The following is a 26557-nucleotide window of genomic DNA, read 5'->3' as shown; positions in this document are numbered from 1 at the left end:
ACGGTCCGCCAACAGGTCTACCATAGGCGCTCGTCGCCCGCGCGACCGCCGGCACGGCATGCGGCTTGCGCCTGCCCCTTTCCTCGTTGCCCCCGCACAGGAGGACGTCATGACGCAACACTTCGATGCGATCGTCATCGGCACCGGCCAGGCCGGCCCGCCGCTCGCCGCGCGGCTCGCCGGCGCCGGCATGAAAGTCGCGATCGTCGAGCGCGGCCGCTTCGGCGGCACCTGCGTGAACACCGGCTGCATCCCGACCAAGACGCTGATCGCGAGCGCATACGCCGCGCAGCTCGCACGGCGCGCCGGCGAATATGGCGTGTCGGTCGGCGGCCCCGTCACCGTCGACATGAAAGCCGTAAAGGCACGCAAGGACCAGATCTCCGGCCGCTCGAACCACGGCGTCGAGCAATGGGTGCGCGGCCTCGACAACACGACCGTCTTTCAGGGTCATGCCCGGTTCGAACGCGCGAACGCGGTGCGCGTGGGCGATGACGTGCTCGAAGCCGAACGCATCTTCATCAACGTCGGCGGACGCGCGCAGGTGCCCGCGATGCCGGGCCTCGACTCGGTGCCGTACCTGACCAACTCGACGATGATGGACGTCGACTTCCTGCCCGAGCATCTCGTGATCGTCGGTGGCAGCTACGTCGGGCTCGAATTCGGCCAGATGTACCGCCGCTTCGGCTCGAAGGTCACGATCATCGAGAAAGGCTCGCGCCTGATCGGCCGCGAGGACGAAGACGTGTCGCAGGCCGTGCGCGAGATCCTCGAAAACGAAGGGATCGACGTGCAGCTCGACGCGAACTGCCTGAGCGCGCGCCGCGACGGCGACGGCATCGTCGTCGGCCTCGACTGCGTGGGCGGCGGCCGTGAGGTCGCGGGCTCGCACCTGCTGCTCGCGGTCGGGCGCGTGCCGAACACCGACGACCTGGGGCTCGACCGCGCGGGCATCGACACCGACGCGCGCGGCTATATCCCCGTCGACGACCAGTTGCGCACCAACGTGCCCGGCATCTGGGCGCTCGGCGACTGCAACGGGCGCGGCGCGTTCACGCACACCGCGTACAACGACTACGAGATCGTCGCGGCCAACCTGCTCGACGACGATCCGCGCAAGGTGTCCGACCGCATCATGGCCTATGCGATGTACATCGATCCGCCGCTCGGCCGCGTCGGCATGACGCTCGCGGAAGCGAAACAGACGGGCCGCCGGCTGCTGGTCGGCACGCGCCCGATGACACGCGTCGGCCGGGCGGTCGAGAAAGGCGAAAGCCAGGGCTTCATGAAGGTGATCGTCGACGCGGACAGCCACGCGATCCTCGGCGCGTCGATCCTCGGCGTGACCGGCGACGAGGTCGTGCACGGGATGCTCGACGTGATGACCGCCGGCGCGCCGTACACGACGATCAGCCGCGCGATGCACATCCACCCGACCGTGTCGGAGCTGGTGCCGACGCTGCTACAGGATCTGCATCCGGTCGAATGACGCACGGCAGGCGGGCGGCCGCGCATCGGGCGCCGGCGGTATGCGAAGATGGCCGCTCGCCACGCCATCCGGGAACGCCATGGACCGCCTGCAAACGATGCAGATCTACGTACAGATCGCCGAACGCGGCAACTTCACGCAGGCCGCCGATGCGCTGCAACTGCATCGGCCGGCCGTCACGAAAGCCGTGCAGCAGCTCGAACAGGAACTCGGCGTGCGGCTGCGCGCGCTGGCCACCAACGGCACGTTCTTCCAGTACGGCGCGCTCGATACACGCGACATCCCGGTGCCGGTGATGGACCTGCTCGCGCGCCACCTGACGCTGCGCGGCTACGAGCTGTTCGAGATCACCGGCGACGCGCAGCGGCTCGAACGCGCGAAGCGCTTCATCGTCGACGGGCTCGCGGCCGGCACGCTGAAGCCGCGGATCGATCGCACGTTCGCGTTCGACGACATCGTGAGCGCGCACCGCTATATGGAAGCCGGTGCGCAGGTCGGGAAGATCGTCGTCACGGTCTGAGCCGCTGTCCGAGCCGCACCCATGGCGAGCGGCGCGCGCCGCTCGTCAGCTTTCGAAATACCGCGGCCGGTCGATATCGGCCAGCAGCCGCGGTTGCGTCGGCGCCCAGTCGAGCGACGCCCGCGTGCGCTCGCTGGTTGCCGGCGCATCCATCCCGGCAAACATCGCGAACCAGCCGAAGTGCTCGCCAGCTTCCGCCGCCGACTTCGCGACGACCGGCACGTTCAGCCGCCGGCCGATCACCTCGGCGATCTCGCGGAACGGCACGCCCGTATCGTCGACCGCGTGATAGCGCGCGCCGGCCGCGCCGCGTTCGATCGCGAGCCGGTACACGCGCGCCGCGTCGAGCCGGTGCACGGCCGGCCAGCGGTTCGCGCCGTCGCCGACGAACGCCGATGCGCCCTTCTCCCTCGCAAACGCAATCAGGCGCGGCACGAAGCCGTGATCGCCGTCGCCGTGCACGGACGGCGGCAGCCGGACGACCGACGCGTGCACGCCGCGCGCTTCCAGCGCGACCGCGGTCGCTTCGGACGCACGCGGATAATTCGCCGACACCGGCACGTGCGGATCGTCCTCCGTCGCCGCGCGGCCGGGCGCGACGAGCGCGAGGCCCGACGTGACGACCAGCGGCCGCGCCGAGCCGGCGAGCACCGCGCCGATCGTCTCGATCGCGCGGCGGTCGAGTTCGCAGTTCTCCGCGAAGCGCGAGAAATCGTGATTGAATCCCGTGTGGATCACCGCGTCGGCGGCTTCGGCGCCGTGGGTCAGGCTGTCGAGATCCTCCAGCGACCCGCGATGGACGTCGGCGCCGGCAGCGGCAACCGACGCCGCGGCCGTATCGGATCGCGCCAGCCCGAGCACCGAGTGCCCGGCCGCCACAAGTTCGGCCACGACGGCCGAGCCGACGAATCCCGACGCTCCCGTAACAAAGACACGCATGTTCAGCACCTCCGGATGAAATGGAGGCTTACTATCTGTCGAGCGCCGCTCGCGGTGAAGTCGTGACGGTTTACCAGTAAACGAACTAACAGGATATGGCTGACGCCCCCGACAACCTGCTCGGCGCGTACCTGCGGGACCGCCGCGAGAAACTCGACCCGGCCGCGCTCGGGTTGCCGGCCGCGCGCCGCCGCACGCCGGGCCTGCGGCGCGAGGAAGTCGCGCAGCGCGCGCACGTGAGCGCCGCGTGGTACACGTGGCTCGAACAGGGGCGCGGCGGCGCGCCGTCGGCCGACGTGCTCGACCGGCTCGCCCGCGCGCTGATGCTCAACGAGGCCGAACGCGAGCACCTGTTCCTGATCGGCGTCGGCCATCCGCCCGAGGTGCGCTATCACGCGCCGGCCAGCGTGACGCCGCGCCTGCAGCACGTGCTCGATTCGCTCGACGCGAGCCCGGCGATCATCCGCACGGCGACGTGGGACGTCCTCGCGTGGAACGACGCGGCGGCCGCGACGCTGACCGACTACGCGACACTGCCGCCGGCCGCGCGCAACATCCTGCGGCTGATCTTCGTCGACGGGCGCGTGCGCGACGCGCAGCCGAACTGGGAGCGCATCGCGCGATTCGCGGTCGGCGGGTTTCGTGCGGACGTCGCGCGCAGCGGCGCGACGCAGGCCGTGCAGGCGTTCGTCGACGAGATGCGCGCGACGAGCGCCGAATTCGACGCGATGTGGCGCGACCACGATATCCATTCGCATCACGAAGGCACGAAGGAGATCCGCCATCCGCAGGCCGGCCGGATCGCACTCGACTATTCGGCGTTCTCGGTCACCGGCCGCCCGGACCTGAGCCTCGTGATCTTCACGCCGGCGACGCCGGCCGACCGCGCGCGGATCCGGGCGCTCGTCACGGCCCGCGAACAGGCGCGCGCGGCGCAGGCGCCGGCTGTGTGACCGCACACGACTTTCTGGCGAGCCTGATTCAGGACAGCACGTATCAGCGAATCGCGAAACAGTACTTCCCGTTCGATATCCACAACTGACGAACGCGGAGCGGAAAACGCAAAGGGGCGTCGCGCGCGAATGCGCGACGCCCCTTGTTCATTCACGGAAAAGTGCCGGCTACGCCGCGCGCTGCAGCAGGTCGGTGGCGAAAGACCTCGCATGCGCGACGGCTTGCTGCGCGTCGCCGAATACGCCGAGCTGATCCCAGTGCTCTTCGGCCGCGTAGGTGCCTTTCACGGCGAGCGCCCGCTGGACGCTCAACTGCGCCGCGTATCGGCCGTCGTCCAGCGGGCGGGCCTTCGCGACGACCTTGTGCGGCGGACTCGCCCGCTCCGGCTGAACCAGGTCAACCGGGCCGCTGACCGTGCCGATATTCATCAACTCGTTCCTGGTGTTGCAATCCGGGCAGTAGAAGCACCAGCCCGCGCCCTCCTGATGGTGCCTGACCTGCCCGCGAGCCAGCACGGCACGACACTCAACGTTTTCGCAGATGAACGGCATCGCAGTCTCCGGAGTTGTTTGATGGAAATCCTAGCATGTCCGCCGGCGGTCAACCATCGGCATCCGCATGATTTCCACACCGGCGGTTTCGGTTCGTTGCCGAGGCCGGGCCGGACGGGCGTCGCCGACTTTCGCTGCGCTGCAAAATCGACGTTTTTTTACCGGGTGGGAAAACCGCATACGCAACCACGCACCGGATCGTGCTCCGCGCATTCTCGGAGAATCGTGCAAGAAATGCGGACTCGCGAGATAACGGTCGCGCCCGCTTCCGCGCGATGCTGTCGGTACTTCATCCCGCACCGAGGAACGGATATGACGAGCCACAACATCGAACAGAAAGTGATCCTGATCACCGGCGCGAGCAGCGGCATCGGCGAGGCCACCGCCCGCTATCTGGGCGCGCGCGGCGCACGCCTGATGCTCGGCGCGCGCCGCACCGAACGCCTTGCCGTGCTCGCCGACGACATTCGCGCCGGTGGCGGCACCGCGGCCTGGCGCGCACTCGACGTCACACAGCGCGACGACAGCGTCGCCTTCGTCGACGCCGCGCTCGCCGAGTACGGGCAGATCGACGTCATCGTCAACAACGCGGGCGTCATGCCGCTGTCGCCGATGGCGTCGCTGAAGGTCGACGAGTGGGACCGCATGGTCGACGTCAACATCAAGGGCGTGCTGTACGGCATCGCGGCCGCGCTGCCGGTGATGAATCGGCAGGGGTTCGGCCAGATCGTCAACGTATCGTCGATCGGCGGATTGCGGGTATCGCCGACGGCCGCCGTCTATTGCGCGACGAAGTACGCGGTGCGCGCGATCTCCGACGGCTTGCGGCAGGAGAACGACAAGCTGCGCGTCACGAGCATCTGCCCGGGTGTCGTCACGTCCGAGCTGGCCGACACGATTACCGACCCGGTCGCCGCCGAAGCGATGACGCGCTACCGCAGCATCGCGCTCGAACCCGAAGCGATCGCGGCGGCCATTGCGTATGCGATCGCGCAGCCTGCCGATGTCGACGTGAACGAGATCGTCGTGCGTCCGACCGCAACCGTCGCCGGTTAACGGACGGCGATGCGGGATGGCGATGCATCTTCTCGAGGTCACCCGGGATAAACTGTCGCCCCGACACCGAACCGAGAGATGCACCATGTTGATCCGCGTTGCGACCCTGGCCGATGCCATTCCGCTTGCCGAATTGAAGCGCGAGACGTTTCGCGAAACCTTTCTGCAGGACGGGTTCGGCATCGACTACCCGCCGAACGATCTGGCCGAGTACGAAGCCCGGACGTACTCGGTTGCCGCGATCACCGAGCAGCTCGGCGACCCGCAGTGCCGCACGTGGGTCGCGGAAGGCGACGACGGCACGTTGGTCGGATACGCGCAAGCAGGGCCGTGCAAGCTTCCGCACCCGGAAGTGGCAGACGGTTCGGGCGAGATTCATCAAATCTACCTTCGACGCGGCACGCAGGGAACCGGCGCCGGACGGGCGTTGTTCGACGCCGCGCTCGCGTACCTCGCCGCGACGCGCCCCGGCCCGGTATGGCTGGGCGTGTGGTCGGGCAATGCGAAGGCCATCGCGTTCTACGAGAAGGCCGGCTTCAAGCGTGTCGGCACGTACGATTTCAAGGTCGGCGAATCGACCGATCTGGAATTCATCTACCGTCGCTGATCGTCGCCTCCTATCGGCATCGTGTAAGCGCGGCGCAGACGAATACAGCCAATCGACGACGGCGTAAACGACGTCTTTCCCTCGTTTCGAGCCAAATGACATGATTCGAGGGTTCCCGGTAAAATTCGCCATTCCGGGTTATCGACTCATTGCTTCGTCATGCATCGAATTGGATTCTTCGTCTGCCGCGGCTACGACGCGCTCGATCTTGGCGGGCCGCTATCGGCCTTCAATCAGGTGGCCACGGCCGCCGGCCATACGCCATACGATCTTCACGTCATCTCGCCCTCCGGCGGCCCGATTCTCGGCAATACCGGCCTTTCGATCGACACGAAGCCGATCGGCAGGCGCGCGTTCGACACCGTCGTGTTCGTCGGCGGCGATATCGCCCCGATGCAGACTTCGGAAAATATCGCCGCGGCCAGCAAGCTCGCCGCCAAGGCGTCGCGGGTGGCAAGCGTGTGTACGGGCGCATTTCTGCTTGCGGAAACCGGCTCGCTGGACGGTTTGAGAGCGGCGACGCACTGGCGCTACGCCGCGCAATTGCAGTCGCGCTTCCCTCTCACGCGGGTCGACGGCGACAGTATCTATGTCGTCGATGGCCATGTCTGGACGTCGGCGGGCATCGCCTCCGGCATCGACCTGGCGCTCGGCATGATCGAACGGGACATGAGTCCGGAGATTGCGCGCGAGGTCTCGCGGCTTCTGGTCGTTCCGTATCGGCGGCCCGGCGGGCAGTCGCAATTCTCCGCGATGTCGCAGATGGAGCCGGAATCGGATCGCATCCGCATCGCGCTGAATTTCGCCCGGGAACATCTGGCCGAAGCGTTGCCGGTCGAACGGCTCGCCGATGCGGCCAGCTTGAGTTTGCGCCAGTTCGGGCGCGCGTTTCGCCGGGAAACCGGCGAAACACCGGCGAGGGCCGTCGAGCGTTTACGCGTCGAAGCCGCGAGGCTGCGCCTTCAGGGCGGCAGCGAACCGATCGAACAGATTGCGCTGGCGGTGGGATTCACCGATCCGGAACGGATGCGCCGAGCCTTCATCAAGCTGCTTGGACACCCGCCGCAAGCGATTCGACGCGAGAGCAGATCGAACGCAGCGGCAGCGCGTTGATCGACCGTCTGCCGATCAGCGCGCTGCAGGGTCGGCGTCTCGCTAACGAGTGATTGGCGCGTGGGTACGCAACGCGCCATTTCGCCGGACGTCGATGACCGTCAATCCTTGACGGGCGGGTAAGCGTTCCACATGTCGCGATGCAGCTTCCACGTGCCGCCCTGCTTCAGGAAGATGAGCGTCTGCTTCGCGCGGACCGTGAGCTTTCCGTCGTGATCGCGCACCTCCGCGTCCGACACCTCGGTCACGACCCGGTCATTACCGTAGAACTCGTAATTGCTGAACGCCACGGTGCCGGGTTTCGATCCGGCATACCCTTTGACGAGGTACTCGGTGATCGCACGGTGCCCCGTGACCTTGTCGCCTCCCGGCGGCAACAGCGTGCCGTCGTCGGTATAGAGGCGGCCTATCGCGTCGTAGTCCCCGCGCGCAAAGGCATCCGCCCATCGCACGTTTTCGGCCTTGATGGCCGCTTCGGGCAGGCGTTGCGCACCCCCGGCGATAGCCGGCGCCGTGAATGCAAAAAAGGACACGCACGCTGCAAGCGCAGCCGTACCAAGATGAATCTGTCGCATCGAGTGATTTCCGAATCAGGTTTGAATGAAAGAGACGGCGACCCTGCATGCGTTGCCGCCAAGCGTGTCAGCGAACGCCGGGAATGCGTGCGAGTCCCTTCGATGCGCCGGGCAGCGTCTTGTCGACCATCGCGACGAGTTCGGGCCGTGCATCTCTTGGATGCCCGGAGTGGAACGGCGGAGCGGGATCGTATTCAATGACGAGCTGCGTGTATTCGGCAGCCTGCTGGCCGCGCAGCTTCGCCGCCACGCGCAGCGCGAAGTCGATGCCCGCCGTCACGCCGCCGCCGCTCATGAAGCGGCCGTTGTCGTCTTCGACGAAGCGATCCGGAACGGGAATCGCGCCATACTCGGCCAGCTTGTTGACGAACGCCCAATGGCAGGCGCTGCGCTTGCCATTGAGCACGCCCGTCGCGGCGAGCACGAGCGAGCCGTTGCACACCGACGTCACGTGTTTCGCGCTTTCCGCCAGACGCCGGATCTGCGCCTGATACGCCGGTCGCATCGGCGCCGACAAATCGGACCCGCCGGGCACGAGGATCACGTCGGTCCTGTCGATATCGGCCAGCCGTTCGGTCTTGCCGTACACGACGCCGAATTCGAGCGTCACGTTGCCGCCATCGAGGCTCGCGTAGCGAACGTTCGTATTCGGCAGCCGGTGGAAGATCTCGCTGGGGCCCGCGAAGTCGAGCAGCGTGCCGCCGTCGTAATTGACGATCAGGATGTCGAGCGGCTCGTTCGGCGCAAGCAGCCCTGCGCTGCCCGTCTGTGCCAGCGCAGGCGTGGCGCGCCCGAGCAACGCGCCGCCGCCCAGCACGGCGCCGAGGGTGGCGGCGCTGCCGAACTTCAGGACATCGCGACGCGAACGGCCTGCCCGCGTGAGTTGCCCGGCCGAGACTGGGTTATCGCTACTGTCGGTCAAGATGATTGCTCCTTGCACTTCGGCCCATGGGCGAGCGCAACCCCGCCGGGCCGGATGGAATAACCGCCACGGCGAACGGCGCGGCGGACGTGAAATCGGGATGGGGATGAGCCGGGATGACGTGCCGGGCTCAGGACGCGTGAAGCGCAGGCTTAAAGCTGCGACGCACCGCCATCGACCACCAGCTCGGTGCCGACGACGAAGGACGATTCGTCGCTGGCGAGATAGAGCGCTGCGTACGCGATGTCGTCGGCCTTGCCCATGCGGCCCACCGGAATCGCCTCGGCGAATTCGGCCTTGCGCTCGCGCACCCATTCGTCGGGCATGCCCCACCTGGAGAGCAGAGGCGTGTCGATCACGCCGGGCGCGATCGCGTTGAAGCGGATTTTCCGGTCGAGAAATTCGTACGACCAGCTACGGGCCAGCGATCGCACGGCGGCCTTCGCCGCCGCGGTCAACGAGATGCCGTGCTTGCCGGTCTGCGCGACGAACGAAGTATTGAGGATCACCGACGAACCTTCGCGCAGGTACGGCAGCGCGGCTTGAAGCGTGACCACCACGCCCTTGACGTTGATATCCATGATGTCGTTGTAGAGCGTGTCGTCGATGTCGTTGACGGCGGACGGGAAAGCCCAGCCCGCGTTGGCGAACACGACATCGAGGCCGCCGAACGTCTCGTTGACCTCGGCGGCAATCGCGCGCATGTCGTCGAGCGACCGCACGTCGCCCTTGAGCACGACCGCATGCTCGCCCAGCTCCGCCTTCACGCGCTCGAATACGGCCTCGTCGCGCCCCGTCACCGCGACGCGCGCACCTTCTGCAATGAACAGCTTCGCGGTGGCAAGGCCGATGCCGCTGGTACCGCCCGTGATCAACGCCGATTTGTTCTCGAGTCTCATCTTCCGTTCCTTTTCATGTCCGTGATTGACCGGGCCGAACACGCGACGCGCCATGACGCTTGCGTGCTTGTTCCGGCTTGATCGTCCAGGTGAAGTATGGAACGGGAGGTTAATGGCGCAAAGGTCTTATAACCCTCGAAAAACGCCATTCGATGCGAATGGGTGAGACGTCGGGAGACATCATTCCCGGTACGTCGGTGGCGGCTGCATCCGCGCGATCACTCAGTAAGTAGCGACTTCGCCCCCACAGCGTCTTCGGTTCGTCGAACAGATGACGCAACCCGCTGTCCGCGCAGACGAAGGCGGCCGAGGCCGGCAAGCAGATCCCGACCAACCGCGTCGCGAAGATGCCCGCCGAGATGCAGCAGAGCCTCGGCAACATCGACGATCTGATGCGGAAGGCCACGGTGGTCGACTGGACCGCGATCAACGCGCGCCGCGCGCAGTGGGATACGCGCTGGAACCGGCAGATCGAGCGGTAACCACGCACGGGGCGCGGTTGCACGGATTACCTTACCGCAAGCGCTCCGCGACCGCGCGCGCCACGGCGCTCAACGCGTCGCCGCGCTCGAGCGCGGCGCGCGGCCGCGACGCTGCGCCCTGTGCCTCCAGCGCGCGCGGCACGAAATCCGGCGACGACGAGAACTTGACGATCGTCAGCGCGGCCTTCGGATCGACGAGGATCGCCTGGCCGAAGCGCCCCGCCGCCGCGAACGCGCCATCGCCGTCCTTCACCTGATACCAGTAGTCGCGATACGCATAGCCGTCCTTGCCGGGGACCACGTTGCCCTTTGCGAACAGCGCCGCGTTGTGCGCAGGCTGCAGCGCCGCGCGAATCGTCGCGGCCGGCAGCGTGCCTCGCGCACCGCCCAGACCGGTGCGCACGCGTTCGGCAAAGCGCGCGGCGTCGCGCAGCGTCGTGTACAGCCCGCCGCTCGCCATCGCCATCGCATTGCGGTCCACCGCGACGTACGCATCGTCTTCCGCGAAATCGCGCCACAGCCACCGCTCGACCAGCGCGCTCCACGACTGCCCCGTCGCGCGCTGCATCGCCCACGAGACGGCTTCCGGCGAACCGTTCTGATAGAACCATGCGCTGCCCGGCGTCACGTCCGGCACGCGCCGCACGGTCAGCAGGAAATCGACGATGCTCGCCGGCGCGCCTTCGCGGTGCGGCACAAGCCCGACCGCGCCGAACAGGCCGAGATCGGGCGGCACGCCCGGTGCATAGGCGGTGGGCACTTCCATGTCGAGGTTCTGTTGCAGCGTCGCACTGCCGAACGGCGTGTCGGCCAGTTCCGGCACCGTGCGCGACAGCGGCGCGCCGGCATCGAGCACGCCCGATTCGATCAGTTGCGCGGCGAGCAGCCCCGTCACCGATTTCGTCATCGATGCCCATGCGTGCTGCTGGTCGGGCCGGAAGCCGTCGAAATAGCGCTCGTAGACGACCCGGCCGCGCTGCAGCACGATGAAACCGTCGGTGTGGGTCGCGCGCAAGTACGCGTCGAGCATCAGCGTTTCGCCGCCGATCGTCACGGGCAGCGCGTCGAGACCGGACGCCGGTTGCTCGGCAAGCGGCATCGGCGCGGCCGCGTGCCGGATGCCGGCCGTCGGCGCGAGTAGCCGCGTGTTGGTCAGCGCCCAGCGCAGGCGGGCGGGCGTGAACGCGTTCGCCTTGTTGACGATCCGGTCGGCCGGCGGCGGGAAGCCCTGCATCATGCCCGGTGTGGCGGCGTCGGGTGCGGCAGGTGCCGCGTGCGTCGTCGCACCGAGCGCGAGCCCGCCGGCCAGCGCGACGGTCCGGGCCAGCCGGCGGCCGTGCCGGGTAGCGGTAAAGCATCGATGAATTCGCATCGAATCATGCCTCGTAGTGGAAAGCGATCGGGCGATGCGCGCGGACATCACGGCTGCTGGCCATCGATGCGCAACTGGTTCGATACCGACGTCACGCCGTCGACGCGCCGCGCGACCGCCGCCGCGAGATTCACCTGGGCCGTATCGGTGACCGAGCCGGCGAGCGTCACGCCGCCGTCGCGCACTCGCACGAGGATGCGCGTCGCGTTCAGGTTTTTCGTGCGCGCGAGCGCGGTGCTGACGCGGCGCTTCAGCTTGCGGTCGGCCGCGTTGCGCTGCGCGGGCGGCACGCCGGCCGATGCCGGTACTTGCGCCGATTCCTGAGCAGCCGGGGCCGATGACGATCGAACCGCCGCGCTCGCGGCATCGGATTGCGCATGGGCGGTGAGGGTCCAGCATGCTGCCATCAGCAGTCCCGCGGCCAATCTGGATGAAGTACGCATGATCGGATCACGCTCCTGAAAATCGTTGGACAGAAAACCTCAGAACTGCGTCATCAGCCCGATCGACACGCCGGTCGTCGCGCTCGCGCCGCGCCGCAGGTTCAGCGCCGCGATCGTCGCCGGATCGCGCATGTACGCGCCGGTCATCCCGTTGCGGTCGACTTCGACATACAGCTCGGTGCGCTTCGACAGGAAATACTCGGCGATCGCGTAGGTCGTCAGCTTGTGGCCGTCCGCGCCCCGCACGTTGCCGAGATTGCGCGCGCGGTCGTAGAACGCGGCCGCGCTCAACTGCACCGACGGCAGCGGCTGCACGACGACACCGAACGACGGGATATCGTCACGTCGCGACGGTGCGCCGGCCTTGTTCGCACGCACGTTCAGCGACGCGTAGCTCAAATAGAAGCGCGCGCGGCCGAGTTGCAGCGTGCCGCCCGCCTGGATCGTCTGCGCCGACTGCGAGCCATCGGGGCTGTAGGTCTTCGCATACGACACGCCGCCCATCAGGTCCGAATACGTGTACATCGCGGCCGTCGAATAGCTGGTGCCCGCATGCGAACTGCCGGCGACGCCGCCCGGCGAATAGTTCGCGCCGAAGCGCAGGCCGCCCACCTGCCCGAGATACTTGATCGTGTTGTTGAAACGCGAATCGAGCGTGAAGAAGTTGCCGTCGAACAGCACGCCCGGCTCGACCGCGAGCGACTGCCCGCGCCCGCCGAGCGGATCGAGCGCGATGCCGAGATCCTCCGCGACGTTGAACTGGCGGCCGAACGTCACGCGGCCGAAATCGCCTGTGAGGCCGACATAGGCGGCCTGCGAGAACAGCGTGCCCGACGTCTTCAACGCGCCGGTGCCGCTGTTGAACGCGCCGTCGAGCACGAACAACGCCTTCAGCCCGTTGCCGAGATCCTCCCGGCCGCGAATGCCGAACTCGTTGCCCGCGATGATGTTGTTGTTGAAGCCGACCTGACTGCCGCCCGGCAGCCCGTTGACCCAACGCACGCCGCCGCCGATCCGGCCGAACAGCGTCACGCTCGACTGCGCGTGCACGCTTGCGCACAGCGCGCCGACCAGCGTCGCCGCAATCATCTTCTTCATGTCTCCTCCTGCCACGTCGTTGCGCGGCGTATCGTGGTACTGCCTGCCGTCGAAAGGCGCCGCCGCCCGGCAAGCGGGCCGCACGCCGAAAACGATGTGATGCGCCGCGTCGTGCTAGCGGCCGCACGCGCCGACCGTCGGCGCGGCGCGCGCCGGTTCGCCCGCAAGACGCCGCAGCGAGCGTTGCGGATCGAGGCACCACGCGCCGAGCACGCCGCATGCGATCAGCACGACGCCGCACACGATGCTCGCCTGTTCGAAGCCGCGCGCGACCGACGCACCGGCGCCCTCGATCAGCATGCCGGTGACGACCGGCGCGCCCAGGCCCGCCAGCGACGCGAAGCCGTTGCTGAGCGCGAGCACGCCGCCGCGCTGCGCGTCCGGCGTCACTTCGGCGAGCATCGCGGGGCCGATCGAGTACATGGTCAGCGTCAGCCCGCTGCCGAACGTCAGCAGCACGAGCTTGGCCGCACGCGGGACGCCCGGCACCGGCAGCAGGGCCAGCATCGCGCCGGCGACCGCCAGCGTGATCGCGATGAAGGTGCCGCGGCCGTGCCGCGACGGCATGCCGCGCGCGAGCAGCGTTTGCGACAGCCACGCGAGCGCAAGACTGAGCGGCGACGTGACCGCGACGAACAGCGCGAACATGCGACCGGCCTCGTGCGGCCCGAAGCCGAACCCGAGTTGCAGGTAGGTCGGCATCCACGTGAGCGTCATCGCAAGAATCCAGTTCGCCGCGAAATGGCCGAGGAAGTTGCCGAGCACCGTGCGATCGGTCAGCAGCCGCCCGTACGGCACGCGGTCACCGCCCGCCGCGCGCGGCGCCCGCGACAGCGTGCCCTCCTCGCCGAGCACCGCCCACGCGATGCACCACACGGCCCCGAGCAGCGCGAGCACCGCGAAGTTCGCACGCCAGCCCCAGTGCGTCGTGATGACCGGAATCGACAGCCCCGCGATCAGCAGGCCGAGCGCGCTGCCCTGGTGCAGCAGCGCGACGGGAAGGTTGCGCCGCGTATCGGGAAACCACTTGTAGATCGCATGCGTCGCGACCGGCGACGCGGGCCCTTCGCCGATGCCGAGCAGCACGCGGCACGCGATGACCACCCAGATCGAGCCGGCGACCAGCATCGGCAATTGCAGCAGCGCCCATGCGGCGGCCATCGCGAACAGCAGCCATTTCGCGGGCCAGCGGTTCGCGGCGATGCCGCCCGCGATCGCCGCGACCGCGAACAGCCAGTTGAGGCTGCCGCCGATCACCCCGAACTGCGTCGGGCTCAGATGCAGGTCGCGCATCATCGGCACCGACACGAGGCCGAGCACGACCTTGTCGAGAAAATTCACCAGCATCATCAGCGCGAGCATCGTCGCGATGGACCACGCCCGTCCGGGGCGGTACTGCGCACCATTCGTCATGGCTGTCTCCTGTTTCGTTATCGTGGGCGGTCGGGCGCGTCGCGCTACCCGCCGCCGTGCTCGCCGGGCATCGGCACGCGGTCGTCGCCGTCCGGCAGGCCGAGCGAGAATTTCACCGGGAAGCGCACCGCCAGCGTGCGGTCGGCCGCCACCTCGCGCGCGACGCCGCGTGCTCGCACGTGCGGATCGTCGAACACCTCGCCGGCATCGGGCACGCGCGACACCGGCAACCCGAGCGCACCGAGCATGCGCATCCAGTCGCCCTGCGTGCGCGTCGCGAAAAGCGCGCGCAACTGCGCGCCGAGCGCGTGCCGATGTTGCTGCCGGCCCGCGCGCTGCGCATAGCGCGGCTCGCGCAGCGCCGGACACGCATCGCCGAGCGCATCGGCAAACGCGGCCCAGAACTTGTCCTCGAACGTCGCGAGCACGATATGCCGCCCGTCGGCGGTTTCGAACAGGTCGTTGTCGGGCATCACCCAGCGTGCGGCGTCGGGCGCGTCGCGGCCCGTGCGCAGCGCCCAGGCGGCCGGGGCGGTCCACGCGAACATCGCGTCGTGAATCGACACGTCGAGGTGCTGGCCGAGCCCGTTCGCCCGCGCACTCATCACCGCGACGGCCAGCGCGAGCGCCGCATGCAGCGCGGCCGCATGATCGGCGAGCCGCACGCGCGGCCGCGCGACGGTGTCGTGCAGTTGCGCGGGCACCGACCAGTAGCCGGCATCGGCCAGAAAATTCAGGTCGTGGCCGGGGCGGTTCGCATACGGGCCGTCCTGCCCGTAGCCGGTGATCGAGCACAGCACGACGCGCGGGTTCGCGCGGGCCAGCGTCGTGTAATCGAGCCCGAGCCGCGCCATCACGCCGGGCCGGCTGCCTTCGACGACCGCATCGGCATCACGCACGAGATCGAGAAAGCGCGCGCGGCCGTCGGGCGTCTTCAGGTCGAGCACGAGCGAGCGCTTGCCGCGGTTGAACTGCGCGAACGTGTCGGCGCCGACCTGCCGCAACGCGTCCCCGCCCGGCGGCTCGACCTTGATCACGTCGGCGCCGAGCTGGCGCAGCAGCGCGCACGCATGCGGGCCGGGCAGCAACTGGCCTGCATCGACGATCCGCACGCCGCGCAGGCATGACCACGCGGGGGCATGGTCCTCGCCTGCCGGCCACGCGTCGTGCATGCCGCGGGCCGTCATGCGTCGCGCCCCGCGCCGGCCGGTTCGAGAATCGCCTTCGCGATCGCGTTGCGCTGGATCTCGCTCGTGCCGGTCAGGATCCGGAACATCCGCAGCTTGCGGAACGTCTGCTCGACCGGATGGCCGCGCGTCACGCCGACGTTGCCGTGGATCTGCACGGCCTTGTCCGCGACCTCGAAGCAGCGCTCCGACACGAACAGCTTGCACGCGGACGCCGTCATCCGCAGGTCGGCGCCTGCGTCGGCGAGCGCGGCCGTGTGCGCGATCATGCTTTCGCACGCCCACAGCGCGGCGGCCATGTCGGCAAGCATGTGCTGGATCGCCTGGAAGCGCGCGATCGGGCCGCCGAACTGCCGGCGCGTGCGCGCATGGTCGAGCGACGCGCGATACGCGGACATCGCAAGGCCCAGCATCGTCGGGCAATGCAGCAGCCGGTTCACGTTGATGCGCGACATGCCGAGCCGGAAACCGTTGCCGATTCCGCCGAACACGTTCTCGCGCGGCACGCGCACGTCGACGAAGCGGATGTCCGCGTCGATGTGCTGGCCCGACATCGGCACGTATTCGTGCTCGACGCTCACGCCGGGCAGGTCGAGATCGACCAGCACGGCCGTGATCTGCGGCGGCGTCGCGGTTGCATCGGTCACGCACATCACGATCGCGAAATCGGCGAACGGCGCGCCGCTGATGTAGTGCTTCGTGCCGTTGATGACGAGCGAATCGCCGTCCTCGACCGCCGTCGTGCGGATGCTCATCGCGTCCGAACCCGAATGAGGCTCGGTCAGTGCGAAGCACGTCGATTTCTCGCCGCGCATCACCGGCTTGAAATAGCGCTCGAGCTGCGCGGGCGTCGCGTACTTCAGCATGTTGCCGATGCGCGGCGGCCCGCCGAGTTCGCCGAGCACGTGCGGCGCGAGCGCCGCACCGCAGGCGGCCAGGTCGGCCTTCAGCGCGCACACCTCGGCGATCGACAGCCCCTGGCCGCCGATCTCGACGGGCAGGCTCGCGGTATAGAAGCCGAGCGCGGCCGAGCGTTGCCACACGCGGCGCAGCACGTCGCGCGGCCACACGTCTTCCGAGTCGAGCTCCAGCTCGCGCTCGATCGGGCGCAGCTCGTCGTCGACGAAGCGCAGCACGGCCGCGCGCAGCGCGACGAATTCGGGGCGTTGCAGATGATCGAACATGGCGGCCTCCTTCAGTTGACGCGGCGCGTGACGCCGCGCCAGTACGGCTCGCGCACGAGCTTGCGGGCGATCTTGCCGCTCGCGTTCTTCGGCAGTTCCGCGACGAAATCGACGGAGCGCGGCGCCTTGTAGTCGGCGAGCTGCGCGCGGCAGTGCGCGACGAGGTCGGCCGTCTGCGCGCCATGGCCGGCACGCAGCACGACGACGGCCTTCACGGCCTCGCCCCACTTGTCGTCGGGCACGCCGACGACGCAGGCCTCGAGCACGCCCGCGTGCCGGTACAGCGCCGCTTCGACTTCGGTCGGATACACGTTGAAGCCGCCCGAAATGATCATGTCGTGCTTGCGGTCGACGAGGTAGATGAAGCCTTCGCGATCGGTGCGTGCGAGATCGCCGGTGTGCAGCCAGCCGTCGACCAGCACCTCGCGCGTCAGCTCCGGCGCATTCCAGTAGCCCTGGAACACGTCCGCGCCGCGAATCACGAGCTCGCCGATTGCATCGCCTTCGACTTCGCGGCCGTCCGCATCGACCACCCGCACTTCCGTTTCGCCGAGCGGCCGGCCGCACGATGCGAGCCGCTCGCGGCCGTGCAACAGCGCATGCGCGTGATCGGCAATGCCGAGCCGCGTGACGCCCGACGTCGATTCGCTCGCGCCGTAGCCTTGCGACAGTACGGGGCCGATGCGCGCCCAGGCTTCCTCGATGCGCGCGGGCGCCATCGGCGCGGCGCCGTAGCCGAGCACCTTCAGGCTGCGCAGGTCGGCCTGCGCGAGCTCGGGCGTGTTCAGCAGCATGTTGACCATCGCCGGCACCATGAACGTGTGCGTGATGCGCTGGCGTGCGACTTCGGCGAGGAAATGCGCGGGCTCGAACGCGTCGAACAGCACGAGCGTCGCGCCGCAGAACAGGTACGGCTGCATCAGCATCCCCGACGCGTGCGTGATCGGCCCGATCAGCGCGAGCCGGTCGCCGGGCTGCGCGGGACGATCCATCCCGAGCACGATCTTGCGCAGCGACGCGAGCCGGTTGCCGTAGCTCTGCATCGCGGCCTTGATGCGCCCGGTCGAGCCGGACGAGAAGTGCAGCACCGCGAGGTCGTCGGCCGCCGGCACGTAGTCGGGCGGCGTATCGCCGCCCTTGGCGAGCAGCGTTTCGTAGTCGAGATAGCCGGCGGCCGCGCCGTCGAGCGACACGAACCGCTCGACCGACCCGAAGCCCGGCGAATCGGGCGTGTAGTCCGTATAGCAGCGCCCGCCGATGAACGCGACGGGCGTGCAGTTGCCGACGACGTCGGCGGCCTCGGCCGCCGTGAAGCGCGGATTCAGCGCGGCTTTCACGAGACCGGCCTTGTACAGCGCGCACTCGATCTCGACGAGCTCGATGCAGTTGCGCGCCTGCACGGCGATGCGCGCGCCGCGCGTAAAGCCGAGGCCGCGCAGCGCGTTCGCGAGCCGCGTCGAACGTTCGTCGAGCTGACGGTATGTGACCGCGCGGTCGCGGTGGATCACGGCGGGCTGGCTGCCCCAGTAACGGGCCGCGCGCCGCAGGAAGTAGGCGAAGCTCAAGACGATTCTCCTGGTCGATCAGTGCCGCCAGTCTGTAAGATGCCGAGGCATCACCACAATGCATTACTTGATATAAAGTCATAACTGACAGGAATCCCCCGATGGATACCCGCGATCTGGAGTACCTGCTGGCCGTGGAGCGGCACGGCAGCATCGGCAAGGCCGCCGACGCGCTGGGGCTGTCGCAGCCCGCGCTGACCAAGGCCGTGCAGCGGCTGGAGGCGCAGGTCGGCGTGACGCTGTTCGAGCGCACCGCGAACGGGATGACGCCGACGCCGGCGGGCGCGCGCTTCGTCGCCCGCGCGCAGCGGATCGCGCTCGAATTCGACGATGCGCTGCAGGAGATGCGCGCGATCCGCGGCGGCGAACAGGGCGTCGTGCGGGTCGGCTACTCGCCGACCGTGCCCAACGCGTTCGTGCTCGGCGCGTGCCGGCAACTGATCCGTGAACGGCCGGCCGCGCGGCTGCGGCTGCGCTGCCGGCTCGCCCGCGAGCTGCTCGACCTGCTCGCGGCCGGCGAGCTCGACCTGGTGGTGGCGCCCGAGCCACAGCAGCCGGACCCCGCGCTCGACACCATCGCGCTGTTCGACGACCGGCTCACGGTGCTTGCCGACGCCGACCACCCGCTCCAGCGCAAGCGCGCGCTCACGCTCGCCGATCTCGCCGACCAGGAATGGCTGCTGCCGGAGACGACGATTCCGGTGCGGCACCGGATCGACGACGCGTTCCGCGCGCGCGGGCTGCCGGCGCCGCGCCTGCGTGTGGAGACCGATTTCGGCAACACGTCGCTGCTGCAGTTGCTGCGCGGCACGTCGCTGCTGTGCGTCGGCGGCGCCGACGCGCTCGGCCAGGTGACCGGGCTGCGCGCGCTCGACCTGCGGGCCGGCGAACTCGAGCTGGACCGCCGCATCGGCGCGATGCACCGCGCGGGCGCGTACGTGCCGCCGCTCGCGCAGCGGATGATCGCGCTGCTGCGGGAAAGCGCCGCATCGCACGCCGACCATCATTTGCCGGAGTGATGACACTCCCCTTTTTCTGCGGATTTGACCGGGGCCGGCGGGGCCGACAACACTAGCCCGCAGTGCCGCACAAGACGGCACGCGCCCGCTCCCCTTCAGAGTCCGCCATGTACCCGACCGACACCGTGCAATCCCCGAGCGCCGCCCGGCCGCTCGCCGACCGGCAACTGCGCCGGATCGTCATCGCCTCCGTCGCCGGCAACGCGATGGAGTGGTACGACTTCTTCGTATACGGCACGGCCGCGGCGCTGGTGTTCGGCCACGTGTTCTTTCCGCCCGGCGCATCGCCGCTCGCCGGAAGCCTCGCCGCATTCGCGGCGTTCGCGCTCGGCTTCGTCGCGCGGCCGCTCGGCGGGATCGTGTTCGGCCACGTCGGCGACCGCTACGGGCGCAAGGCGTCGCTCGTCTGGACGCTGCTGATCATGGGCGCGTCGACCTTCGCGATCGGCCTGCTGCCGACCTATGCGCAAGTCGGCCTGTGGGCGCCGGCCGCGCTCGTCGTGCTGCGCCTGCTGCAGGGCATCGCGTCCGGCGGCGAATGGGGCGGCGGCGTGCTGATGATCAGCGAGAACGCACCGCCCGAGCAGCGCGGCTATTACGCGGCGTGGAGCCAGCTCGGCGTGGGCGGCGGCTTCGTGCTGTCGTCGGCCGCGTTTCTCGCCGCGCAGGCGCTGCCGGACGACGCATTCCGCACGTGGGGCTGGCGGCTGCCGTTTCTCGCGAGCATCGCGATCTTCGCGATCGGCATCTATATCCGCCGCCATCTGCCGGAAAGCCGCGACTTCGAGCAGGCCGGCAAGCGCGGCGCGCACACGCATTTGCCGATCGTCGAGTGCATCCGCCGCCATCCGAAGGAAATCCTGCTCGCGATGGGGCTGCGCGTGGCCGAGAACGGCGGCGCCTATATCTTCCTCGCGTTCTCGCTCGTCTACGGCAAGTACGTCGGGATTCCGAACGGCACGATGCTGACCGGCGTGATGATCGCGATGATCGTCGAAATGGGCGCGATGCTCGCATGGGGCCGGCTGTCCGACCGGATCGGCCGCAAGCCCGTGTACCTGATCGGCGCGCTGAGCCTCGTCGCGTGCGCGTTTCCGTTCTTCTGGCTGCTCGACACGCGCGTGACGCCGCTCGTGTGGCTCGCGCTGACGGTCGGCACGGCGGTGAGCCACGGCGCGATGATCGGTACGCTGCCGGCGCTCGTCGGCGAACTGTTCAGCACCGAGGTGCGTTACTCGGGCGTCGCGCTCGGCCACGAAGTCGCGTCGATCTTCGCGGGCGGGATGTCGCCACTGATCGCGACCGCGCTGCTCGCGCGCTATCACGCGTCGTGGCCGGTGTCGCTGTTCCTCGTCGCGCTCGGCCTCGTGACCGTCGCGACGCTGTGCGTGATGCGCGAGACGCGCACCACGCCCGCCGACGGTTCGCGCGGCGACCCGGCATGACCGTGCCCCCGCGGCATGCGCTCGCGCGGCCCGGGACCGTCGACGGCTCGCGGCGCGGCGTGCCACGTCGCACGGCCTGGTCCGCGACCGCGGCAACGCGTGCGCACGACGCCTCGACGCAACGCCTACTCGCCGACCGGCCGCCGTGCGCCGTCGAATTCGGGCGCGAGCCCGAGATGATCGAGCAGCCGCGCGAACTCGCCGAGCCGCTGCCGCATGTAGGCCGGCACGTCGACCTGCGCATAGTCGTGGAAGCCGGCACCGGTGCGCACGCCGTCGCGACCAGCCTCCATGTTGCGCACGACGCTCGCGGCCGGCGCGAAGCGCGGGCCGATCTCGCCGGCCAGGTACTGCGACGCGTAGTACAGGATGTCGCAGCCGCCCCAGTCGATGAATTCGAGCAGCCCGAGCACCGCGAAGCGCGGGCCGAAGCCGGCGCGGATCGCCGTGTCGATGTCCTCGGCGCTCGCGACGCCTTCCTCGACCATCCGCGCGGCCTCGTTCATCGCGAGGGCCTGGATGCGCGGCACGATATAGCCGGGCGCCGGCCCGCAGATCACCGGCTTCTTGCCGACGCGTTCGAGCAGCGCCGCGAGCGCGTCGACGACGGACTGATCGGTCGCATCGCTGCGGCTGACCTCGACGAGCGGCATCAGCAGCGCGGGGTTCAGCCAGTGCGCGTTCAGCATCCGCGCCGGGTGCGCAACGTGGCGCTGCAATTCGGTGACGACGAACGTCGACGTGGTCGACGCGATCGTTGCGTGCGCATCGACATGTTCGCCGAGCCAGCGCAGCACGTCGGCCTTTGCATCGAGCACTTCGGGCAGCGCTTCGAACACGATCTCGGCATCGCGCACCGCATCGGCCGCGCCGTCCCGCGCCACGAGCGCGATGCGCGCGACGGCGGCGTCGGCCTGCGCGGCATCGATGCGGCCCAGTGCGACCTGCGCATGCAGCGGTCGGACGATCTCGTCGCGCGTGCGATCGTCGAACGCGCGACGGCCGGCCGCATCGCGCGGCTTGAAGTCGATCAGCGTCACGTCGAGGCCCGCGAACGCGAACACGAGCGCGATGCCCTGCCCCATGCGTCCCGCGCCGAGCACGTGGATGCGCGTCACATCGGCGGCCGCCTTCATGCCGCGTACCCCGCGTCGAGCAGCGCGCGCAGCGCGTCCTTCGACAGCGCCGCGAGCCCGAGCCGTTCCAGCGTGCGGCCTTCCGCATACAGGTCGCGCACCGCGACCGCGCTTGCGATGCTCAGCAGCCCTTGCGCGACGGGCGTCGGCACGCCGGCCCAGCGCCCGCACGACACGATGAACGACAGCCCGAGCCGGGTGTCCTCGAGCATGTAGCGATGCGTGCGCAGATCGATCTTCTCGCGCCAGTCGCCGCTATCGGTCAGCTTGCCGTGCGCGCCGCGCCCGTACATCCACTCGTCGCCGTCGGTCGCATAGTGATCGGCGAGCGGGAAATGCGGCGCGCGGTAGCCGAGCGCTTCGCGCACCGCGATGCGTTCGCCGTCGAGCGCGTTCGTCACGCGGCGGATCGACGGCTGCGTGCCTTCGTTGTGGATGTCCCACGCGTCGAAGTGTTCGAGCGGCCCGGCGTTCATCAGGATCAGCGGCGGGTGAATCACGGGGCCCGCGTTCATCAGCGCGCCGGACAACGCATCCTCGACCGGTTCGACCGACGGATAGCCCGCGCGCAGCACGTCGAACGCCCAGCCGGCCGCGTTCGCCGGCCACACGCCGGTCGGCAGGCGCGTCGCGTACGCGCTGATCACGACGTCGTTGTCGCCATGCTTGCGCACCAGGTACGGCAGCGTGCCCGTTTCGGCGAACGCGACGCGCGAACGGTTGCCGGCGTCGGCCGCCGCGCGGGCGAACACGACGCTGCCGAACGTGCCGGGCGGCAGGAACACGACCTGGCCGTCCTCCAGCAGCGGCGCGACCTGCGCGGCGAGTGCGTCGTGCGACGTGGCCGGCAGCGGCACCACGACGAGCTGCGCGCCGCGCAGCGCGTCGGCGAGATCGTCGGTAAGACGGATCGCGCCCGGCGCATCGCCGAGCGGCACCGCGCGCTTGCCGCGATAGTCGGTGACGTTCAGCACGCCAAGCTCGCGCAGCCGCGCATGCGGCTCGCGATCGCGCCGCCACCACGTCACGTCGTGGCCTTTTTCGAGCAGGTCGATAGCCGCCGCATGGCAGCCGTGGCCGCCGCCCAGAACACATACCTTCATCGTCTTCTCCTGGTGATCGAGTCTGTCCGAGACTACGCGGCGGCCTGCGCCGCGTCGCTTCAAAACGCGCAACGACACGCCCGTTCGCGCAACGCAATCGCGGCAATGCGCATACCGCCGCTCCGCTGCATCCGCTACGAGGTCCAGGCATGAACATCGCCCTTTCCCGCCATGCGCCGAACCGGCTCGGCACGCTGCAGGCGCCCGACGAAGTCGAACGCGCGGTCGCGCACCGGCTCGGGCCGCACCGGATGGCCGCGTCCGGCCGCGATCCGTTTCATGCTGAGCTGTACGAGGTGCCGCTGCATCACGGCGCGCTGCTCGAACTCTGCTATGGCCGCGAGACGCGCATCGATTTCGGCGACGACGCCGATCACTTCCTGTTCCGGCTGACGCTCGCCGGTGCGTGCGAGCTGCAGGCCGGCAGCGTCGTCGCGCGCGCCGGCCCCGGCGCGCTGACCGTGTCGTCGCCCGCGCTCGCGAGCCGCCTGCGCACGAGCCCCGATTGCCGCAACCTCGTGCTGCGGCTCGAACGCGGTGCGCTCGAACGCAAGTTGCAGGACATGCTGCACACGACGCTCGCGCGGCCGCTGCAATTCGACCTCGCGGCCGGCGGCGCGGGCGCCGCGCTCGTGCTGCCGACCTTCGAATACCTGTGCCGGCTCGGCGCGCAGCCGGGCATCGGCGCGGCCTCGCCGGTGTTCGGCGCCGACCTCACCGCGTGGCTGATGTCGCTGCTGCTCACACACCTGCCGCACGCGTACAGCGACGCGCTGCTGCGCGGCACGCCGCCGCTGCCCGCCCACGTGCGGCGCGCGTGCGCTCACGTCGATGCGCACCTCGGCGAGCCGCTCGCGCTCGCCGCGCTGGCGGCCGTCGCCGGGGTCGCGCCGCGCACGCTTCAGCACGCGTTCCGCGCGTTCCTGCACACCACGCCGGCCGCGTACGTGCGCGAGCGCCGGCTCGCCGCCGTGCATGCGGCGCTGCAACGCGGCGACGCGCGCAGCGTGACCGACGTGCTGATCGCGCACGGCATCCATGGCTTCGGCCATTTCGCGAAGGCGTATGCGCGGCGTTACGGCCATGCGCCTTCGGTCACCGCGAGGCAAGCTCGATGACGCACTCCGCCCCCAGCCGGCCAGCGGGCCGCTCCGACCCTGCGCCGCACGACGCGGACGCGTCCGACGGCCTGCGCGTGCAGGATCTCGATCTCAACCTGTTGAAGACGTTTCGCGCGGTGTATGAAGAGCGGCACGTCGGCCGCGCGGCGCTGCGGCTCGGCGTCACGCAGCCGTCCGTCAGCTACGCACTCGGCCGGCTGCGACTGATGTTCCGCGACGCGCTGTTCGTACGCACCGGCACCGGCGTCGAGCCGACCCCGCGCGCGCAACGGCTCGCGATCTCGGTCGACAAGGCGCTCGCGATCCTGCAGGACGTGCTCGACGAAGGCTCGCGCTTCACGCCCGACAGCACGCAGCGCGTGTTCCGCCTGCACATGAGCGATTTCGCGGCGAGCGCATTCCTGCCGACGCTGCTCGCCGCGTTCGACCGGCGCGCGCCGGGCGCCGTGATCGAGACGCTGCACGTCGACGAATGCCAACTCAACGTCGCACTCGAATCGGGGCGCATCGACTTCGCGCTCGGGCATTTCGCCGATGCGTCGAGCCACTTCCAGCGCACCGCGCTGCTGCACGAGCGCTGCGTGCTGCTGATGCCGCGCCGCACCGCGCAGCGCGTCGGGCTGCCCGACGATTTCGTGCTCGACGGCGCGGCGCCCGACGCACTGCGCTTCGTCGCGGTCTCGTCGCATCCGCAATCGATGCAGTTGCTCGAACGGCACGAACTGATGCCGCGCGTGCGCGCGGCGTTGCCCGATTTCATGGTGGTGCCGGCGTTGCTGCAGGATGGCGATTACGCGCTGATCCTGCCGGAGACGATCGCGATCACGTTCGCCGCGCGCCAGCCGTGCGTGCTGTACGAGATCGCCGGCGCCGGCGAATGGGCCGTCAACGCGTACTGGCACCGCCGCTTCGACGCGGACCCCGGCCATCGCTGGCTGCGTGCGCCGCTGCTCGAACTGTTCCACATCGGCGCGCAGGCGCCGTTCGACGCATGGCTCGCGCCGCAGCCGCCCGCCTGCGCGTAGCGGCGCAAGCGGGCCGGCCGAAACGGTCAAAACGACGTGAGGATGCCCGCGACGAGCGAGCTCGCGGTCGCGCCCGGCTTGGCGACCGCGACACCGCCACCGGCTGCGCCATTGACGACGAAGCGCGCATGCGCGCCGTTGCGCACCATCGCGGCGCCCGTGTACAGCACCGTGCGCTTCGACAGTGGATAGTCGAAGCGGATGCCGTACGAATCGGCGTTGCCGTCGCTGTCGGCCACCTTCCGGTAATGGCCGACGCTCAGCAGCAGCGACGCGCGCCCGATCGGCACCGTCGCGCTGAGCTCCATGATGTCGCTGTGCGGATACGCGCTCTGGCTGTCGATCGCGGTCGCGACATCGGGGCCGCCGCGATGGCGCATGTACAGAGCGGCCACCTTCACGACGTTGAAGTCGTACGAAATCGCGCCGAGCGTGTAGTTGCCGTTCGCGGCCGTGCTCGTGGCGCCGAGCGTCGATGCGGCTACCGGGCTGAACTTCTGCTGCATGTAATCGACGTCGACCGACAAGCCGCCGCGCACGTAGTTGAGGCCGGCGCCGTACGTATCGCCGAGCGTCGCCGGCTGCCCGGCCGCGCCGTTGGCGCCGCGCGCGGCCATCGCGCGCAGCAGGAAGCCCGCGTAGCGCGGCGACGTGTAGCGCATCGAGTTGCGCACGCGCAGGAACGCGGGCCCGACGAAGTTGTTGGTCGCGTTGCCCCAGGCGAGCCCCGCGCCGAGCCCGGGCAGGCTGTACGTGACGAGTGTCGTATGCAGGATCGTGTAGAGCTCGCCGAACTGCACGCCGCCGAACGGCCCCGTGATGCCGACCCACGCTTCGCGGCCGAACAGCGCGCTGCTGTTCGACAACGCACCGCTCGCCGCGTTGAAGCCGTCCTCGAGCTTGAAGATCGTCGCGTAGCCGCCGCCGAGATTCTCGACACCCTTCAGCCCCCACTGCGACGCCCACAGGTTGCCGCTGCCCATGCGCGTCACGTGGTTCGGCCCGGCGTTCGCGTATTCGATCGCGGTGTCGATGCGGCCGTAGAGCGTCACGCTCGACTGCGCGACGGCAGGCAGCGTCACGCACGCGAGCAGCGCGGCAAGCGGTACGGCAAGCCGGTCGGCCCGCCCGTTCGGTTGGTTCATCTGCGTCGTCCCGTAGAAGTTGCGGCGCCTGTCGGCATCGCGCCGCTTGATGTGAAGCGCGTTCGCTTTCAGATGCGAACGCTGCCGATCAAAACCGGGCCGAGTCTAGGAACGACAATTTCGGACGTCGACGCAATGCGCTCTATAACGCTTATAGATGCGCCGCATGAGACACGCGGGCCCCGCCGCATGCG

The 26557-nt window shown here is 69.2% G+C and carries 24 protein-coding genes and 3 pseudogenes; 12 read left to right on the top strand and 15 right to left on the bottom strand.

The window, feature by feature from the left end:
• The first annotated feature begins 109 nt into the window (after positions 1-109).
• The 3 genes and pseudogenes from HWW87_RS01675 to HWW87_RS01665 all read left to right on the top strand — a co-directional run.
• Positions 110-1489 (top strand): FAD-containing oxidoreductase, encoded by a 1380-nt coding sequence (locus HWW87_RS01675; protein WP_175818984.1) that lies wholly within the window; start codon positions 110-112, stop codon positions 1487-1489.
• A gap of 79 nt (positions 1490-1568) precedes the next feature.
• Positions 1569-1712: pseudogene (locus tag HWW87_RS37500) on the top strand (LysR family transcriptional regulator); the annotation flags it as partial.
• Positions 1710-2009 (top strand): annotated as a pseudogene (locus HWW87_RS01665) (zinc-binding dehydrogenase); the annotation flags it as partial. The pseudogenes HWW87_RS37500 and HWW87_RS01665, both read left to right, overlap by 3 nt.
• A 45-nt stretch (positions 2010-2054) precedes the next feature.
• Here the strand turns inward: HWW87_RS01665 and HWW87_RS01660 are convergent.
• On the bottom strand, positions 2055-2948 hold the full coding sequence (locus HWW87_RS01660; RefSeq protein WP_175818983.1) for an SDR family oxidoreductase: 894 nt from the start codon (positions 2946-2948) through the stop codon (positions 2055-2057).
• A 95-nt stretch (positions 2949-3043) separates the two neighbouring features.
• Between HWW87_RS01660 and HWW87_RS01655 the strand changes: the two genes are divergently transcribed.
• The gene (locus tag HWW87_RS01655) at positions 3044-3901 is read left to right on the top strand and encodes a helix-turn-helix transcriptional regulator (protein ID WP_175818982.1); all 858 of its coding nucleotides are present in this window, start codon (positions 3044-3046) and stop codon (positions 3899-3901) included.
• Positions 3902-4069: 168 nt separating this feature from the next.
• Here the strand turns inward: HWW87_RS01655 and HWW87_RS01650 are convergent, their stop codons facing one another.
• The gene (locus HWW87_RS01650; protein ID WP_174385923.1) at positions 4070-4453 is read right to left on the bottom strand and encodes a hypothetical protein; all 384 of its coding nucleotides are present in this window, start codon (positions 4451-4453) and stop codon (positions 4070-4072) included.
• A gap of 312 nt (positions 4454-4765) precedes the next feature.
• On the opposite strand from HWW87_RS01650, the gene HWW87_RS01645 reads away from it, so the two are divergent.
• The 3 genes from HWW87_RS01645 to HWW87_RS01635 all read left to right on the top strand — a co-directional run bounded on the left by HWW87_RS01645 (position 4766) and on the right by HWW87_RS01635 (position 7229).
• The gene (locus HWW87_RS01645) at positions 4766-5509 is read left to right on the top strand and encodes an SDR family oxidoreductase (protein WP_175818981.1); all 744 of its coding nucleotides are present in this window, start codon (positions 4766-4768) and stop codon (positions 5507-5509) included.
• A gap of 85 nt (positions 5510-5594) precedes the next feature.
• Positions 5595-6116, top strand: coding sequence for a GNAT family N-acetyltransferase (locus HWW87_RS01640; protein WP_175820651.1), 522 nt, complete (start codon positions 5595-5597; stop codon positions 6114-6116).
• Positions 6117-6275: 159 nt separating this feature from the next.
• Complete coding sequence (locus HWW87_RS01635) at positions 6276-7229, top strand: helix-turn-helix domain-containing protein (protein WP_175818980.1); 954 nt, start codon at positions 6276-6278, stop codon at positions 7227-7229.
• 101 nt (positions 7230-7330) lie between these two features.
• Here HWW87_RS01635 and HWW87_RS01630 read toward each other — a convergent pair whose 3' ends face one another.
• From HWW87_RS01630 to HWW87_RS01620, 3 genes are all read right to left on the bottom strand, one after another.
• Positions 7331-7804, bottom strand: a complete 474-nt coding sequence (locus HWW87_RS01630) for a nuclear transport factor 2 family protein (protein ID WP_175818979.1) — start codon at positions 7802-7804, stop codon at positions 7331-7333.
• 67 nt (positions 7805-7871) lie between these two features.
• Entirely contained in the window at positions 7872-8726 is an 855-nt protein-coding gene (locus tag HWW87_RS01625; protein ID WP_175818978.1) for a DJ-1/PfpI family protein, read from the bottom strand.
• A gap of 152 nt (positions 8727-8878) precedes the next feature.
• The gene (locus tag HWW87_RS01620) at positions 8879-9625 is read right to left on the bottom strand and encodes an SDR family oxidoreductase (RefSeq protein ID WP_174429266.1); all 747 of its coding nucleotides are present in this window, start codon (positions 9623-9625) and stop codon (positions 8879-8881) included.
• A 290-nt stretch (positions 9626-9915) separates the two neighbouring features.
• Between HWW87_RS01620 and HWW87_RS01615 the strand changes: the two are divergent.
• Positions 9916-10107, top strand: a pseudogene (locus tag HWW87_RS01615) (ABC transporter substrate-binding protein); the annotation flags it as partial.
• A 31-nt stretch (positions 10108-10138) separates the two neighbouring features.
• On the opposite strand, the gene HWW87_RS01610 reads toward HWW87_RS01615, so the two are convergent.
• The 7 genes from HWW87_RS01610 to HWW87_RS01580 form a co-directional block, all read right to left on the bottom strand.
• Complete coding sequence (locus HWW87_RS01610; RefSeq protein WP_175818977.1) at positions 10139-11479, bottom strand: serine hydrolase; 1341 nt, start codon at positions 11477-11479, stop codon at positions 10139-10141.
• A 47-nt stretch (positions 11480-11526) separates the two neighbouring features.
• Positions 11527-11922 carry a BON domain-containing protein gene (locus tag HWW87_RS01605; RefSeq protein ID WP_174429268.1) on the bottom strand — a complete coding sequence of 132 codons (396 nt, stop codon included), beginning with the start codon at positions 11920-11922 and terminating at the stop codon, positions 11527-11529.
• A gap of 39 nt (positions 11923-11961) precedes the next feature.
• Positions 11962-13020: a porin gene (locus HWW87_RS01600; protein WP_175818976.1), complete on the bottom strand. Its 1059-nt coding sequence runs from the start codon at positions 13018-13020 to the stop codon at positions 11962-11964.
• Positions 13021-13134: 114 nt separating this feature from the next.
• A complete protein-coding gene (locus HWW87_RS01595) occupies positions 13135-14433 on the bottom strand; it encodes an MFS transporter (RefSeq protein WP_175818975.1) in 1299 nt (432 codons plus the stop codon).
• 44 nt (positions 14434-14477) lie between these two features.
• The gene (locus HWW87_RS01590) at positions 14478-15620 is read right to left on the bottom strand and encodes a CoA transferase (RefSeq protein ID WP_175818974.1); all 1143 of its coding nucleotides are present in this window, start codon (positions 15618-15620) and stop codon (positions 14478-14480) included.
• Positions 15617-16804 (bottom strand): acyl-CoA dehydrogenase family protein, encoded by a 1188-nt coding sequence (locus HWW87_RS01585; RefSeq protein WP_175818973.1) that lies wholly within the window; start codon positions 16802-16804, stop codon positions 15617-15619. The genes HWW87_RS01590 and HWW87_RS01585 overlap by 4 nt, the downstream gene beginning before the upstream one ends.
• Before the next feature lie 11 nt (positions 16805-16815).
• Entirely contained in the window at positions 16816-18369 is a 1554-nt protein-coding gene (locus HWW87_RS01580) for an AMP-binding protein (RefSeq protein WP_175818972.1), read from the bottom strand.
• 101 nt (positions 18370-18470) lie between these two features.
• Between HWW87_RS01580 and HWW87_RS01575 the strand changes: the two genes are divergently transcribed.
• Both HWW87_RS01575 and HWW87_RS01570 read left to right on the top strand, forming a co-directional pair.
• Positions 18471-19388, top strand: a complete 918-nt coding sequence (locus HWW87_RS01575) for a LysR family transcriptional regulator (protein WP_174429274.1) — start codon at positions 18471-18473, stop codon at positions 19386-19388.
• A gap of 107 nt (positions 19389-19495) precedes the next feature.
• Positions 19496-20833, top strand: coding sequence for an MFS transporter (locus HWW87_RS01570; protein WP_175818971.1), 1338 nt, complete (start codon positions 19496-19498; stop codon positions 20831-20833).
• A 125-nt stretch (positions 20834-20958) separates the two neighbouring features.
• Here HWW87_RS01570 and HWW87_RS01565 read toward each other — a convergent pair whose 3' ends face one another.
• Both HWW87_RS01565 and HWW87_RS01560 read right to left on the bottom strand, forming a co-directional pair.
• Positions 20959-21969 carry a 3-hydroxybutyryl-CoA dehydrogenase gene (locus HWW87_RS01565; protein ID WP_175818970.1) on the bottom strand — a complete coding sequence of 337 codons (1011 nt, stop codon included), beginning with the start codon at positions 21967-21969 and terminating at the stop codon, positions 20959-20961.
• Entirely contained in the window at positions 21966-23072 is a 1107-nt protein-coding gene (locus tag HWW87_RS01560) for an NAD/NADP-dependent octopine/nopaline dehydrogenase family protein (protein WP_175818969.1), read from the bottom strand. The genes HWW87_RS01565 and HWW87_RS01560 overlap by 4 nt, the downstream gene beginning before the upstream one ends.
• A 149-nt stretch (positions 23073-23221) precedes the next feature.
• On the opposite strand from HWW87_RS01560, the gene HWW87_RS01555 reads away from it, so the two are divergent.
• Both HWW87_RS01555 and HWW87_RS01550 read left to right on the top strand, forming a co-directional pair.
• Positions 23222-24190, top strand: coding sequence for an AraC family transcriptional regulator (locus tag HWW87_RS01555; RefSeq protein ID WP_175818968.1), 969 nt, complete (start codon positions 23222-23224; stop codon positions 24188-24190).
• Positions 24187-25218 (top strand): LysR family transcriptional regulator, encoded by a 1032-nt coding sequence (locus HWW87_RS01550; protein WP_175818967.1) that lies wholly within the window; start codon positions 24187-24189, stop codon positions 25216-25218. The genes HWW87_RS01555 and HWW87_RS01550 overlap by 4 nt, the downstream gene beginning before the upstream one ends.
• 26 nt (positions 25219-25244) lie before the next feature.
• Here the strand turns inward: HWW87_RS01550 and HWW87_RS01545 are convergent, their stop codons facing one another.
• Entirely contained in the window at positions 25245-26363 is a 1119-nt protein-coding gene (locus HWW87_RS01545) for a porin (protein WP_175818966.1), read from the bottom strand.
• Positions 26364-26557: the final 194 nt, after the last annotated feature.

It is taken from the genome of Burkholderia sp. BCC0419, from assembly GCF_902830285.1.
Classification (GTDB): Bacteria; Pseudomonadota; Gammaproteobacteria; order Burkholderiales; family Burkholderiaceae; genus Burkholderia.
This window is presented reverse-complemented; position numbering and strand designations above follow the sequence as displayed.

Coding starts and splice junctions, on each gene's coding strand:
- HWW87_RS01675 (WP_175818984.1), top strand. CDS start 110: ATGACGCAACACTTCGATGCGATCGTCATCGGCACCGGCCAGGCCGGC.
- HWW87_RS01660 (WP_175818983.1), bottom strand. CDS start 2,948: ATGCGTGTCTTTGTTACGGGAGCGTCGGGATTCGTCGGCTCGGCCGTC.
- HWW87_RS01655 (WP_175818982.1), top strand. CDS start 3,044: ATGGCTGACGCCCCCGACAACCTGCTCGGCGCGTACCTGCGGGACCGC.
- HWW87_RS01650 (WP_174385923.1), bottom strand. CDS start 4,453: ATGCCGTTCATCTGCGAAAACGTTGAGTGTCGTGCCGTGCTGGCTCGC.
- HWW87_RS01645 (WP_175818981.1), top strand. CDS start 4,766: ATGACGAGCCACAACATCGAACAGAAAGTGATCCTGATCACCGGCGCG.
- HWW87_RS01640 (WP_175820651.1), top strand. CDS start 5,595: ATGTTGATCCGCGTTGCGACCCTGGCCGATGCCATTCCGCTTGCCGAA.
- HWW87_RS01635 (WP_175818980.1), top strand. CDS start 6,276: ATGCATCGAATTGGATTCTTCGTCTGCCGCGGCTACGACGCGCTCGAT.
- HWW87_RS01630 (WP_175818979.1), bottom strand. CDS start 7,804: ATGCGACAGATTCATCTTGGTACGGCTGCGCTTGCAGCGTGCGTGTCC.
- HWW87_RS01620 (WP_174429266.1), bottom strand. CDS start 9,625: ATGAGACTCGAGAACAAATCGGCGTTGATCACGGGCGGTACCAGCGGC.
- HWW87_RS01610 (WP_175818977.1), bottom strand. CDS start 11,479: ATGCGAATTCATCGATGCTTTACCGCTACCCGGCACGGCCGCCGGCTG.
- HWW87_RS01605 (WP_174429268.1), bottom strand. CDS start 11,922: ATGCGTACTTCATCCAGATTGGCCGCGGGACTGCTGATGGCAGCATGC.
- HWW87_RS01600 (WP_175818976.1), bottom strand. CDS start 13,020: ATGAAGAAGATGATTGCGGCGACGCTGGTCGGCGCGCTGTGCGCAAGC.
- HWW87_RS01595 (WP_175818975.1), bottom strand. CDS start 14,433: ATGACGAATGGTGCGCAGTACCGCCCCGGACGGGCGTGGTCCATCGCG.
- HWW87_RS01590 (WP_175818974.1), bottom strand. CDS start 15,620: ATGACGGCCCGCGGCATGCACGACGCGTGGCCGGCAGGCGAGGACCAT.
- HWW87_RS01585 (WP_175818973.1), bottom strand. CDS start 16,804: ATGTTCGATCATCTGCAACGCCCCGAATTCGTCGCGCTGCGCGCGGCC.
- HWW87_RS01575 (WP_174429274.1), top strand. CDS start 18,471: ATGGATACCCGCGATCTGGAGTACCTGCTGGCCGTGGAGCGGCACGGC.
- HWW87_RS01570 (WP_175818971.1), top strand. CDS start 19,496: ATGTACCCGACCGACACCGTGCAATCCCCGAGCGCCGCCCGGCCGCTC.
- HWW87_RS01565 (WP_175818970.1), bottom strand. CDS start 21,969: ATGAAGGCGGCCGCCGATGTGACGCGCATCCACGTGCTCGGCGCGGGA.
- HWW87_RS01560 (WP_175818969.1), bottom strand. CDS start 23,072: ATGAAGGTATGTGTTCTGGGCGGCGGCCACGGCTGCCATGCGGCGGCT.
- HWW87_RS01555 (WP_175818968.1), top strand. CDS start 23,222: ATGAACATCGCCCTTTCCCGCCATGCGCCGAACCGGCTCGGCACGCTG.
- HWW87_RS01550 (WP_175818967.1), top strand. CDS start 24,187: ATGACGCACTCCGCCCCCAGCCGGCCAGCGGGCCGCTCCGACCCTGCG.
- HWW87_RS01545 (WP_175818966.1), bottom strand. CDS start 26,363: ATGAACCAACCGAACGGGCGGGCCGACCGGCTTGCCGTACCGCTTGCC.